Source organism: Reyranella sp. (assembly GCF_030651995.1).
GTDB lineage: Bacteria > Pseudomonadota > Alphaproteobacteria > Reyranellales > Reyranellaceae > Reyranella.
In genome coordinates, this window is record NZ_JAUSBN010000090.1 from 1 (window position 1) to 12319 (window position 12319).

A 12319-nucleotide genomic window follows, 5' to 3' on the forward strand; every position below is an offset into this window, starting at 1 on the left:
ACGCGAGGTTGGCACCCGTATCGGACAGCGTCACCACATCCGCCACCGTCAGCGCCACCGTCCCCAAGGCGTTGAACTTCGCGACCGTGAGGTTGAGCAGGTTGTCGGTCGCATCGACCCTGTCGATGCCCCGGCCGGCCAACTCCGCGATCCGAGCGGCCGTTAGCGCCGACAAGGCCGCTCTCGTGTCCGCCAGCGTGACTTCGTCCGAAGCCGTCAGGCTGACTGTTCCGCTTGGGCCGGGAATCGTTGCACCGTCACCGCCCGACAAGACGCTCACCCCAAGCGCGGTGTATTGCTCAACAGTCAGCGACAGGAGCCCGTCGCTGGAGTGGAGTATGGAGATGCCCTGCCAGACGAACATCTCGAACTCGTCGAGGGTCATCGCGGCAATAGCTGCGCCGGTGTCGACGATGGCAACGGGATAAGGGCCGGGCGCCGGGGAGTAGCCCAAGGCTCTATACTGGGCAACGGTTAATGAACTCGCATAACCAGCCATCGCGTATCCCCCCAAAGGATAACTACTGCGAGACGAATGTTAGTTGCGTTTTGCTTAAGATCGGCTGCCCCAAGCCGCAATCGATGCCCTCATCGGGCGCCCACACATACACGCAGGCCACTCAATTTATAGCGCGCGCAACTATTTCTTGCCACCTTATCCATGCGCTTGGACATCTACGTCGGGAACCACGTCTACGTAGTCCCAGCGGAGGGAGGCAATTTTCGTCCGTCGCGCGCCGGACAGGACCAGCAGACGGACAATTGCCAAGATACTGCAATTGGCAACCTGCCGCTCCAGCGTAGCCATCGCTTTGCCCAGCCTCGCCCCCTTCTCCCCGGACAGAAAGCGCTCACGCTTGGTCGGCTTGTTGAGGTGCACGCCCGTGGCCAGATTGTAGGCTCGCGTCCCACGGCCCATGACAAATGCAAATGCGCAAGCGCCTCGCCGAGGGGTCGCCCGAGCTGCGGCCGGCCTATGTGCGTCTATTGCTGGAAAACGCGACGGTCGATCACAACAGCATCCTGCTCGAAGGCTCCCCCGTCATCTTGGAAATGCTTGCGAGCCGGGGGAGCAGACCACCGAGCTCACGGGCGGCGCCAATGCTGCCAGCCGGTTTCGAGGTATCAAACCAGTAGCGCGTCGACTGCGTGCGATTTGATTTTCTCAGCCTCGCGGCGCCTTTTCCTTGCATCCCCGTTGGCAAAAGTCATCTTCTTTTCAATCACTTAGGAGATTGAAATGGCGCCAACACCCTTCATCGGGACGATTGAGTTTGTCCTTTCCATTCGAGCGTTCGACGAGCGTACCCCTCCGCCGAGTACCGCGGGCGGAGTTCTTTAAACAGCTAGGGCGTCGTGAACGGGGTTTTGCTTTCGCCAGTTCCGGGGCATCAGCTCATCGAGCTTTTGGTCGGGATGATCGCCAGCGACAAGCCAGGCCGCGCCGTGATCTACGCTCGTGTCTCAACCATGCGGCAGGCAGAGGCCGACTTGTCCCTGCCTGACCAGATCAAGCAGCTTCGGGACTATTGCGCCCGCAAGCAGTTGACCGTCGTGGACGTCTTCACCGAGCCGGGCGCGTCGGCGCTCGACGAGGACCGCCCAATATTCCAAGAAATGATCGGGCGGGCTACGTCGGGTGGCCGGCCGTATGACCTCGTGGTTGTGCATTCGCTCAGCCGCTTCAGCCGCGACACCATGCACTCCGAGTTCTACGTCCGGAAACTGGCCAAGGCTGGTGTCCGACTGGTCTCCATCACCCAGGAACTGGGCCAGGACGGCCACGGCGACCTGATCCGAAAGATCGTCAACGCCTTCGACGAGCACCAGTCGCGCGAGAACGCCAAGCACACACACCGCGCCATGATGGAGAACGCTCGGCAGGGCTTCTGGAACGGCTCTGCCCCGCCCTTCGGGTATGCGACCGCCGTAAAGGAGCGGCGCGGCAACAAGGACAAGAAGGTGCTGGTGATCGACGAAGCCGAGGCTTCGGTTGTTCGTACGATCTTCGACCTGTGTCTAGGCATGGACGGGCACCCCCTGGGCGTCAAGGCCATCGCCAACCACTTCAACAATCGAGGTGTCACGCGCCGCGGCCGCCGTTTCAGCACCGGTAGCCTGCACGACCTGCTGACGAGTTCCACCTACTGCGGCCGACATCACTTCAACCGGACCGACAGCCGAACCCTCGAAAAGCGTCCGCCTTCGCAGTGGGTCGAACTCGCCGTACCGCCCATCGTCGACGAAGAGACCTACAATCGAGCCCAGGCTATGCTTCACTCGCGGGCACCCAAGGTCATGGCCCCGCGCAATGTCAACGGGCCCACGATGCTGGCCTCGGTTGCCCGCTGTGGCGGCTGCGGCTCGGCCATGATCCTCAACACGGGGAAGGGCGGCACCTACCGGTACTACAGCTGCTCCCGGGCCATGAAGCAGGGCAAGACCGCTTGCCCCGGCCGGCGCATCCGTATGGACCGTCTCGACGAAATGGTTCTGGGGCACCTCTCCGAGCAGCTGTTTGCACCGGACCGGCTGGCCGAGCTGCTTCAGGGCTACATGCTCCAGGCGAAGGAGGGGCGCGCAAGCCAGCGCGAGAAGCTCCGCCAGGCCCATGATGCATCTGGCCGAGCTGATGCCGCGGTCTCCAGATTGCTGTCGCTGGTCGAGAGCGGCGTCATGGAACCCGACGCACCGGAGTTGCGGGAGCGCCTGGTAGCCCTCCGCTCGCAGAAGGCGGAGTTGGGCCACGACATCGCCCGCCTGCAAGACAATTTGCAGACCGGCAAACTGGAGCTATCGCCCGAGAAGCTGAAGACCCTGTCGATGGAAATGCGCAAGCGCCTCGCCGAGGGGCCGCCCGAACTGCGGCAGGCCTACATGCGGCTGCTACTGGAAAACGTGACAGTCGACCACGACAACATCCAGCTCGAAGGCTCCCCCGTCATCCTGGAGAAGCTCGCGAGCCGGGGGCTGTCAAAGTCGTCTCCCGAAGTTCTCTCTTTTGTTCGGGAGTGGCGTCCCCGAGAGGATTCGAACCTCCGACCTCCGGTTTAGGAAACCGCTGCTCTATCCGGCTGAGCTACGGGGACGTGGCGGCCATATAGCATCCGAAGCATATGGCGTCTGCCTCATTTGATCCGGCCCCATCTGGCTGATGCCAGCCCAAGTCCAAGACGGGTCTTGTCGGGGACTCTTGTCGGGGATTTCTGTTCACCCTCCCTTCTAGTCGCAGCTTCCAATCAATCGCCCCGGCTTCTTTGCACTTACCGGGCAGATACACCTGCCCGAAGATCTTGCTCGCTTCACACTCGCCGCTCCGGTGAACCGGGCGGTATGTGGACCTCCTAGTCCCTCGCCAAGGTTGCCTCGCAAGACGGGCAGTCTTCAGGGATGCCGTCCATCACCCGCTGGATCAACTCCGAAAGGCTAGCGCCGGCGGGCAGAACGAATACACCGGAGGTAATTTCGGCAAGGGCGGCGTCGCGAGCACTTTCAACTGCATCAGGCTCGCAATTGTCGATAACGACGCCCTCGTGCAGCTCGCAATATCCGATGGCTCCCGCTTCCCTGAGCAGCGATCGAATGTGGCCTTCTTCATTTCTGCGGAATCTTGGTTCGGTCAATGGACACCTCCTGAGCCAGCCCTGTTGACCACTGCTACGCCGGTACCTGCGACTTGTCATCCGACGAGGAACCGTCGCCTTATGGCCGATGCACCCCAGTAGCCGAAGCCGAGCAGGTGCTCCCCAGGGTCGTAAGCTAGAGTTGCCGACTGACGCGCCCGAACAGCCCCCCCTCTCCGAGCTGGCTCCACACGGGACCGGGTGCCGTGGGCTTTGTCAGCCTCTTAAGCCTACCCGGAAGCTGGTGCAGATCCGTCCATGGAACGCCTCGCGTCGGACTGGTCGCGATGCACGGTGCGCCCCGGCCAACGTTCTGCGCCAGAATCGATCGTCAGCCATGCGCAAGGTCCTCCGAAGTCTTGGGTCGCTTGCTACGATCGCCCCATAAGTTTGGGCTTCAGGTTCTAGATCGAAGATCACGCCCCCCTCTTGCCTCCGACTATGCGGAGGTAAACATTACTGGCCGTGACTTCGTTTTCCAACACCGATCCAGAACCGGACCCAAGGCGGATGGTGGTCGTTTGGGTCATCGCAATTGGTCCGTTTTCGGCACTTACGACCATAACGCCTTAGGCGAGACAGAAATCGCTCGCTTCGCCTCAAGGTCGTCGATGAACGCTGCCCAGGGATCGCGTCCCATCCTCATCGAAGCATAAGCAGCCGCCATGGCGGAGAACGCTGAGAGCACTCGCTCCAGATCGTCAACGAAACCCGTAAGGAGTGCCGGCACGGACTTCCCGTACGCCAGGTAAATCGAATCCCGATAATTCGCTTTCCCGCGATAGCGCGACGCTTCATGGAGAAACCCAATTCCCCTCTTGTCGTACCTCGCGTCTCGTAGCTTCTTCGCAGCAGCGGTCCGAAAGCTGTCCGTTCCCAGATCTTTGAATTCGCGTGTGCCCTTCACTTGTTCGCGGATATTCCATTTTTCCCAGCCAGCCGTACCCGAAAGGTATTCGGTACAGCAGCCCCACGCTTGGGCCACCGTCGTAGGAACGACTGTCAACGAGTGCTTCCCTCGCTCGCGCATCGGGGCGAGTTCCGCTTCTACTGCTGCATCTGACAGGTTCGATAATCGGTCCGCAAAAGGCGCCATCGCGAGCCGGTTCATGGGGAAGTGCCTAGCCCATTGCGTAGCTGTTGCGGCATGAGTGTCAGGAAAGGACCCGTCCGCTGCGGCAACCATCGCGGAGGCTGCGCCATAGATTCCGTAGTACCAGGCCACGATGCCGATCCGCGCGACGTCGGCTTTGTTGGGCACGTTCGCAATGGCTCGTAGACTGGCAATTTGATGTAAGGCGAAGAGAAGCTGCTCGCAAATCGAGTTGGCCTCCCTGTCAGAAACAGCGCGACGTTGCACATTCGCATAAAAGTGGCGCGCCGCCCCAAAATCTAGCGCCAAGTCGTCGACCAGTATGGCCAAAGCCCGCATCCAATTGATAGTCGAAGGGAGTGCAAACCTTGCGTCCGGGACGTCGATTGGCGCTTCGGCCAGCGTTCCATGCGTTCGTATTCGAGAGTACAAAGAAAGTTCGGTCACGGGTGCTCATGCGTCCTTTCAGTGAGCATAGCCTGACTCGATTTCGGCGGGTCTCGCAACATGTTGCGTGCCGGCGCGGCTGGACGGGACAGCCCGAGGCAGAGCTATCTAAGAGCTAGCCCGAGTATGCCAACCGGGTCGGCATCGAGCGCTCGGACAAGGGCAAGATGACCTCGACAGATGCATCGTCGGTGAGGCCAACGTAGTCGCCCGGATCGCGCTCGGCGTCGTGAGTCTTGCCGGATCCTTTGGAACGGTCCAGCTCACGCCCCATAATGGCGATTTTGGCTGCTGCCTCCGGAGTGCGGATGAAGCTTGGCACGCCATTTGGAAGCTTCTCGACGGCAATGGCGGAAACCCACTCAGGGCCCGTTGCCCCCCAACTAAGGGCCGCTTCGGACCCGCCAAGGCAGAGTCCAAAAACCAAGATCGGCAGGCTGGTGGTCAGCCTCCGCCGTGTTGTCATTCCCATGAGCCCCCTGAAACGCTCTCCGAGCGAGCGCCATCCCTACCTGTAAGCCATTGCACTTAGCGCAGATCTACATCAGCCCAACTTCAGCTTGGCAAAAGCATCTTGTCAGAGCTTGCGCATCCAATCGATTGTTCTTATTTTGTTCCTATTGGCATGTTGGGAACTTCCGAGGGACGAACGCCGTTCGGCCATTGCAAACTTGAGTTGAATTCGGGAAACTCCACCGGCGATCCAACCACATGTAGCCGCCGGGCTTATAGGAGGCACTACTGGTTGAAAGTGGAGCGGGACGTGAGCATCGCGATCGATACAAAAGACGACCAGAGGGCGCGGCCGCGAAGCCGATATCGTCCCCCGACGAATTGGTCGAAGACTAGCGCTCGCACGCTACTTGACGGCACCGCGCGAGAACTTGCGGGCCCTGCCCAACTGAATCTGCTAACTCGATTGTCGAAGAGCGAAGACGCCAAAGATATTCCCGTCTTCGTCGCGGGTGATACCTCTCTGCTTCGTCGAACATGCGTTTCTGTGATCGGTACGCGCCGGGTAAGCCAAGAAGGCGCTGCCCGTGCCCGCCGCCTTGCTCGCGGCCTGGTAGATGCTGGCATCGTGGTTACGAGCGGTCTGGCGGAGGGTGTCGACATCGAAGCAATGCGGGCTGCAGTTGCACATGGGGGCAAGACGATCGGCGTCATCGGAACGCCTCTCGATAAGGCCTATCCAGCAAAGCACGGCCCCTTCCAAGAGTCGGTTTATACCGAGCATCTGCTCGTCAGCCAGTTTCCCCAAGGCTCGCAGACGTTCCCCTCGAATTTCCCCGCACGTAATCGGCTGATGTGCATGTTGTCCGATGCGAGCATCGTGATCGAAGCTTCCGACACGTCGGGAACGCTTCATCAGGCGGCGGAGTGCGTGAAGCTTTCTCGATGGCTCTTCATCGCTCGTAGTGTGATCGACGACACAACTCTGAGCTGGCCCTCGAAGTTTCGTTCTTACGAAAAATGCGTAGTGCTCGATCGGATCGAAGACGTAACTGAGAGGCTTCGGTAAGTCTTGGCCCTGACCGTATATGCGTGGGGCGCATATGCGACCTACAACCACCGCCAGATCGCCTACCGAGACGAAGACTCTCAGGTCTACGTGATGGTACAAGTTGCCAAGGGCGAACTCACTTCCCGGCAGTTTAGCTACGTCACCGCGCTCGATGGAACCAGGTTGCGGGTCAGCAAAGACAATCCAGCTGCAGTTCACGAGATCTTTGGCCAATACGGTGCCTGCACACTCCGGCTGTGCCGTAATAGCCTAATCGTTCCGGTACCGTCTTCGAGTCACACTGTACTAGGCACACCATTCACCGGATCAAAGCTTGTCGATGCTATCGTCAAAAAGCTTTCACCGATGGCTAACATGCAGGCTTCGCCCATTCTGGCATTTGACCAAGTCATGCCGAGAGCCAGCAAGGGTGAAGCCAATGGACGAGACAAGACTTTTATTCAATCTCACTTGATTACTAAGGCCAATTCCCTTCAAGGCATAAACGTAATTCTAGTCGACGACGTATGCACCTCTGGTGCTCACTTGCTGGCGTGCGCCGATTACCTACGCGCCAAGGGTGCGACGGTGGCGAATGCAGTTTGCATCGGCAAGACCTCACCAACACAGCATCCGACGCCGCTCGCAGTAAAGCCTGAAGACATCGAAAACCCCTTTTCGATGTTTTTTCAACAATAGAAGAGCTTTACGTCACGCCCGCTTAGATCGGGAAGTAGTTAGGTAGATCGGCAGGATCACCGTCCCCCGGAAACACTCGAAAGGCAAAATAGGTTGAACCGTCGGGCCGCTCACGCACGACGCGCGTCGCCTGCCCGAGCAGTTGCATAGTGCCGACGTCGTACTGATTTTGCGCTTCGTCGACCCCACTCCAACGAGGAGAGACGGGGCGAGCCATAAAAAACTTGCCGACTGCGAGTTGTAGACGCGTAAATCCGACTAACTCATTATAGGCGTCAAATACTGGCGACCATCCGCTCGGATCCCATTCCGCATTTTCGTAGTCGTTGATCACGCTGCTTCCTTTGAGTGGTATAGCATGAGCCGCTTCCCAAACCGACGCCGTCTCGCAGATTGACCATGCGATGGGGTAAGGCAAAAACCCAGCTTGCATCGTCAGAGTACGTTTCATCAAATTGCGACAAGTGGACACCCCCACCAGCGATCCGTGTGCGCTAAAGCAATGAGCATCCTTGGTAGCACGCCTTCACCCATTGCGGTCTCTGTTTCAGGGTCTTGTTCGCGCCCCAGACGCTGATCTTACTCCTGATCCTAACGCGGCTTTGCCAGCGCCTCCTGTAGCAAGGCGTTCATCGCAATTGATTGCGCGTATATATGAGTGAACCCAAAACTGAGGACTGACCGGATAAACAGTGAGCGATTGCGGATCGCGTCAGCGATGAGCAGACCCTAGCTCGATCTCGTTCCAAATCGGCTCCTTCCCCAGTCGCACCAAGGCGCGAAACGTCTGCTTGAACAGTTCAGTGGCTGCGTCCACATCACCTTGAGGAATGTCAGGCTCGCTCCCGTGTGAAGCCCGGCTCCGATGCTGGTAAAAATCGTTGATCTGCTTCCGAATGCGGATGCGATCTTCCAGATCTCCACCGACCAACTGAGCACAGCGAACGGCGAGCTTCCACGTAGTTCCGCCTACGCTCTCGCTACCCCCGCTCAACATGATTTCAAAGCCCAATGCTAAGTCCAGCGTGCGATCAATAATCTGAAACCGGCATAGGCTGAGAGAAAATCGCTTGGCTGCTCTAATCAGCCGGGCGCGAGCTGGCCCCGGAAGTGCCGCGAATGCCGCAAGCTCGGCGCGAAACTGTTCGGCATCGACTGGAATAGGTCGATCCAGGTATGGAGCGACCTCGGGGTGGTAAAACGATAGATGGTTTTCGTAAGCGGAGACATCCAGCGTCTCATCGACGTATTCAAACCAACTCGCGAATACGAGTGATCGACCAGCGCCGAGCATTTCCACCAGAGGCCATACTGAAACGCCACGTTCAAACGCCTCGACGACCATTTCGTCCGATCTAGCGGTGAGACCGATGTAGGGTACGTCCTTGATCAGTTCAACATAGGCCGCACTAGGCACTTGGAACGCGTGCGACGCTAGCCAATGAGATACCGTCTTCCGCCTCTTAGCCCGCTCTATCAGTATCCGCTTAACCACGGACTCTCGCAGTTCCGAAAACGGAATGAGGCGCGCGGTCGGTGAGAGATCAATGGTCTCGGTAAGAGCGATACCCCAGATCGCGGCGACGAAGTACCCATCGGCAACGGTTGTTCGCATCATACGGAGCAACCAATCGGCCTGCTCCTCAGCGGTTTCGCCGTGAAAGTAGATGACGCGAGACAGATAATCGGAGTGCACTGGGATCAGGGAAAGCGCAGAGTAGACGTTCTGATTCTCGATGGCCGTGAATGAAGCGCACACTTCGATCCCAGCCTTAGCGATGTCTCGATACTTGGAAGACGGCCTGCCAATCAGCGTGGTCGGCTCGTCCGCGGCAATAGCCTCGCGGAGCACTCGGACTAGATGGGTTCGTTCTTCGTCGCTCATAGGCAATCCTAGTCAGACAATGCGCAAAGTCATCTCAAGCCACGCTTTTACTCTAATCTTCGTTGGGCGAAGGCCGGCGGTGGGCATCGCCCGGCTCCGGGCCCAGCAGGTCGACCGATGGCTCCTCCAGCATACGATGGATACCCAGGCTCTTGCCCAGGCGATCAAGACGCTGCCACTCAATGCTCTGGCCATGGAGGGTGAAGGGCGGCAGATCCTCGACGTCCTGCTGGGCGGGGTGCTGGCGGGCACGCCCGACCGGACCGGTGTCAGCGTCCTCGCACCGGACGGCAAGGTGCTGATCGGTCTCGGCGAAGATGCCACCCCCGACGCGGAGACGTTGAAGGCCGTGTTGGCCCTCAAGACCTCGCCCGTGCGGTTCCAGATCATCGACGTGCACCAGGTGGGCGGACCGAAACCGCTGTTGCGCATGGCCTTCGTCGTTCCGGTCGATCCTGGGGACGGAACCGGTCCACCGAGGATGGTGGTGGTCGTTCTCACGGTCGATCCCACCCGCGAACTCTTCCGGCAGGTTGCCACGTGGCCCACCGATAGCCCGGGCTCGGAGGTGGTGCTGGTCCGCCGCGACGGCGACGACCTGATCTACCTGACGGCCCCGAGCCTGCTCGACAACAAGCAGACGGTGCCCCTGTCACACCGCCTGCCCATGACGCGAACCGGACTGCCGGAGGCCCAGGCCATTCTCCACGGCGATGCCGTGCGCGAGGGACTGGACTATCGCGGCGTCCACGTGTTCTCGGCGTCCCACCATGTCACGGGCGTGCCGTGGTTCGTGGTCGCCAAGACCGACGTCAGCGCGCTCATGGCCCCGATATGGGACAAGACCCTGTCGCTCGCCCTGGCGGTCCTGGCGATCATCCTGGTCACCGTGTTCATGGTGCTGCTGCTATGGCGCGGCCAGCGCGCAAGCTACATGTCTTTCCGCGATCTCCAGATCGAAGAGCGTGCCGCGCTGGCGAAGCACTTCGAGGAACTCGTTCGCTTCGCCAGGACGCAAGGCAAGACCACCGAGGCCGCCGACCCCTGACCCGCGTGTCGGTGGGACTGCGGTCCGCGGCCCGGTTCGGGTTGTCCCGCCTTGTTGCGGGGTACGCCTCAAACCAGCGATGCGAGCCTGGCGGCGTGCCGGTTGTGTTCGGCCACCGTGCGTTCGACGTCGATGGTCACGACCCTGCCGTCGCGCACGATCGGCTTTCCGCCGACCACCGTGTGACGCGCCGTCTGCGGGGCGCAGAACAGCGTGGCCGCCACGGGATCGGCGAGGGCGCCGGCATAGGCCAGGCTGTTGAGATCGAGCGCGAAGAAATCGCATTGCTTGCCGACGGCCAGGGCGCCGATATCGTCGCGCCCCAGCAGCGCGGCGCCGCCCAGGGTGGCGAGTTCGAGCGCCTGGCGGGCGGTCATCCATTCGTCGTCGCGGCTCGGGTCTGACGTCGAGAGGGTCGTGTCGGGACCTTCCGGCGGGCGCAGGCCGATCTGCAGGCGGGCGAGCAGCATAGCCTGGCGCACCTCGCCCAGCATGTGGTTGCCGTCGTTGCTGGCCGAGCCGTCGACGCCGATGCCGACCTTCACGCCGGCGCGGCGATACTTCATCACCGGCGCGATGCCCGAGGCCAGCCGCATGTTCGAGCAGGGGCAGTGGCAGGCGCCGATGCCTGCGCGGGCGAACTCGAGGATCTCGGCATCGTTCACGTGGATGGCGTGGGCGTACCACACATCGTCGCCGGCCCAGTCGACGGAGCGCATGTATTCGACGGGCCGCATGCCCCAGCGCTGCAGCGTGTAGCGCTCCTCGTCGAGCGTCTCGCAGAGATGCGTGTGCAGGCGGACGCCCTCGCGCCGTCCCATCGTTGCCGACTGGCGCAGCAACTCCGGTGTCACCGAGAAGGGCGAGCAGGGCGCCAGCACGATCTGCGTCATCGAACCCGGCCGGGCATCGTGATAGCGGCCGATCACCCTCTCGCAATCCTTCAGGATCTCGTCCTCGTCCTCGACGCAGGAATCCGGAGGCAGGCCGCCCTTCGACTGGCCGAGCGACATGGAGCCGCGAGAGACGGCGAAGCGGATGCCGATCTCCTTGGCCGCCGCGATCTGGTCGTCGACCGCGCAGCCGTTGCGGAAGACATAGGCGTGATCGAACACCGTGGTGCAGCCCGACAGCGCCAGTTCGGCGCATCCCACGAGCGTCGCCGTCCGGCTGGCCTCCGGCGTGCGCGCCGCCCACAGGCGGTAATGAGCCTGTAGCCAGCGGAAGAGATTGTTGTTCTGCGCCGCCGGCAGGGCGCGGGTCAGAGTCTGGTCGAGGTGATGATGGGCGTTGATCAGTCCCGGCAGGACGATATGACCGGCGAGGTCCATGACCGAATCGGCGGTGCCGGGCAGAGACGTGCTGGGGCCGACCTGCCGGATGACGCCATCGACCGCATAGAGCCCGCCGTCGGCAAGCTCGCGGCGCTGGTCGTCCATCGTGACGACGAGTGCGTTCTTCACCAAAAGCGTCGCCATTCCGTAATCTCCCCCCTCCGCGTCGTCGGCGTTCGAGACGGTATCGTTTGGTCTGCCTCAATGCATCGACCGTTTTGTTGCCAGTCGAAGGGCCGCGTACTAGTTTGACCAAACACTGCAAATTCAAGGCGGTAGCATGATTCGGTGCGTGCGGATTTGGACGGGCGATGACCAGAATTCTCACGTCGAGGAAGGCTGGATCGATCTGAAGCCGGGCGCGCATGGCGACCTGCTCAGCGGCAAGATCGAAGTCGCCAGCGCCTCGCTGCAGGAAACCCAGCCCGGCGGCACCTATGCCTGGCACACCGCTCCGGTGCGACAGCTTGTCGTCACCCTGAGCGGTACACTGGATTTCAGCACCCGCGGCGGCCAGCACTTCGTCCTCGCACCCGGCGACATCCTGCTGGCCGAGGACACGACCGGCGGCGGCCACACCTGGAGGCTGGTCGACGACCAGCCATGGCGCCGCCTCTACGTCGTGCTGGGCAAGGACGCGCCGGTGCCGTTCAAGCGCGCCACCCCCGAAGAACGCCGTTAGGAGA

General features: G+C 60.9%; 13 protein-coding genes and 1 tRNA gene. 6 read left to right on the top strand and 8 right to left on the bottom strand.

Annotated elements, in window-relative coordinates; all coding sequences use genetic code 11:
* Positions 1-499 (bottom strand): hypothetical protein (locus Q7V45_RS26710; RefSeq protein WP_304857600.1); only part of this gene is annotated, 499 nt, incomplete at its 3' end.
* A gap of 431 nt (positions 500-930) precedes the next feature.
* Here Q7V45_RS26710 and Q7V45_RS26715 point away from each other — a divergent pair.
* Both Q7V45_RS26715 and Q7V45_RS27100 read left to right on the top strand, forming a co-directional pair.
* Entirely contained in the window at positions 931-1137 is a 207-nt protein-coding gene (locus tag Q7V45_RS26715) for a hypothetical protein (protein WP_304857602.1), read from the top strand.
* A 333-nt stretch (positions 1138-1470) separates the two neighbouring features.
* Complete coding sequence (locus tag Q7V45_RS27100) at positions 1471-3054, top strand: recombinase family protein (protein ID WP_370692671.1); 1584 nt, start codon at positions 1471-1473, stop codon at positions 3052-3054.
* Here Q7V45_RS27100 and Q7V45_RS26725 read toward each other — a convergent pair.
* The 4 genes from Q7V45_RS26725 to Q7V45_RS26740 form a co-directional block, all read right to left on the bottom strand.
* Positions 3013-3089: transfer RNA gene (locus Q7V45_RS26725), tRNA-Arg, on the bottom strand. The two genes, Q7V45_RS27100 and Q7V45_RS26725, sit on opposite strands and share 42 nt — an antisense overlap.
* A gap of 255 nt (positions 3090-3344) precedes the next feature.
* Positions 3345-3623, bottom strand: coding sequence for a hypothetical protein (locus Q7V45_RS26730; protein ID WP_304857606.1), 279 nt, complete (start codon positions 3621-3623; stop codon positions 3345-3347).
* Positions 3624-4176: 553 nt separating this feature from the next.
* A complete protein-coding gene (locus Q7V45_RS26735; RefSeq protein ID WP_304857608.1) occupies positions 4177-5163 on the bottom strand; it encodes a hypothetical protein in 987 nt (328 codons plus the stop codon).
* A gap of 115 nt (positions 5164-5278) precedes the next feature.
* Positions 5279-5629, bottom strand: coding sequence for a hypothetical protein (locus tag Q7V45_RS26740; protein WP_304857610.1), 351 nt, complete (start codon positions 5627-5629; stop codon positions 5279-5281).
* A 297-nt stretch (positions 5630-5926) separates the two neighbouring features.
* Here Q7V45_RS26740 and Q7V45_RS26745 point away from each other — a divergent pair, with 297 nt between their 5' ends.
* The gene (locus tag Q7V45_RS26745) at positions 5927-6685 is read left to right on the top strand and encodes a DNA-processing protein DprA (protein ID WP_304857612.1); all 759 of its coding nucleotides are present in this window, start codon (positions 5927-5929) and stop codon (positions 6683-6685) included.
* A 3-nt stretch (positions 6686-6688) separates the two neighbouring features.
* Entirely contained in the window at positions 6689-7366 is a 678-nt protein-coding gene (locus Q7V45_RS26750; RefSeq protein WP_304857614.1) for a phosphoribosyltransferase family protein, read from the top strand.
* A gap of 22 nt (positions 7367-7388) precedes the next feature.
* On the opposite strand, the gene Q7V45_RS26755 is transcribed toward Q7V45_RS26750, so the two are convergent.
* Together Q7V45_RS26755 and Q7V45_RS26760 are read right to left on the bottom strand one after the other, a co-directional pair.
* A complete protein-coding gene (locus tag Q7V45_RS26755) occupies positions 7389-7700 on the bottom strand; it encodes a hypothetical protein (protein ID WP_304857616.1) in 312 nt (103 codons plus the stop codon).
* A gap of 378 nt (positions 7701-8078) precedes the next feature.
* The gene (locus Q7V45_RS26760) at positions 8079-9251 is read right to left on the bottom strand and encodes a HEPN domain-containing protein (protein ID WP_304857618.1); all 1173 of its coding nucleotides are present in this window, start codon (positions 9249-9251) and stop codon (positions 8079-8081) included.
* Between the two features lie 79 nt (positions 9252-9330).
* Here Q7V45_RS26760 and Q7V45_RS26765 point away from each other — a divergent pair, with 79 nt between their 5' ends.
* The gene (locus Q7V45_RS26765) at positions 9331-10299 is read left to right on the top strand and encodes a cache domain-containing protein (RefSeq protein WP_304857620.1); all 969 of its coding nucleotides are present in this window, start codon (positions 9331-9333) and stop codon (positions 10297-10299) included.
* 68 nt (positions 10300-10367) lie between these two features.
* On the opposite strand, the gene Q7V45_RS26770 is transcribed toward Q7V45_RS26765, so the two are convergent.
* Positions 10368-11777, bottom strand: coding sequence for an 8-oxoguanine deaminase (locus Q7V45_RS26770; protein ID WP_304857622.1), 1410 nt, complete (start codon positions 11775-11777; stop codon positions 10368-10370).
* 148 nt (positions 11778-11925) lie between these two features.
* Between Q7V45_RS26770 and Q7V45_RS26775 the strand changes: the two genes are divergently transcribed.
* A complete protein-coding gene (locus Q7V45_RS26775) occupies positions 11926-12315 on the top strand; it encodes a cupin domain-containing protein (RefSeq protein WP_370692668.1) in 390 nt (129 codons plus the stop codon).
* The last annotated feature ends 4 nt before the right edge of the window (positions 12316-12319 follow it).

Coding starts and splice junctions, on each gene's coding strand:
- Q7V45_RS26715 (WP_304857602.1), top strand. CDS start 931: ATGCGCAAGCGCCTCGCCGAGGGGTCGCCCGAGCTGCGGCCGGCCTAT.
- Q7V45_RS26740 (WP_304857610.1), bottom strand. CDS start 5,629: ATGACAACACGGCGGAGGCTGACCACCAGCCTGCCGATCTTGGTTTTT.
- Q7V45_RS27100 (WP_370692671.1), top strand. CDS start 1,471: ATGCGGCAGGCAGAGGCCGACTTGTCCCTGCCTGACCAGATCAAGCAG.
- Q7V45_RS26770 (WP_304857622.1), bottom strand. CDS start 11,777: ATGGCGACGCTTTTGGTGAAGAACGCACTCGTCGTCACGATGGACGAC.
- Q7V45_RS26760 (WP_304857618.1), bottom strand. CDS start 9,251: ATGAGCGACGAAGAACGAACCCATCTAGTCCGAGTGCTCCGCGAGGCT.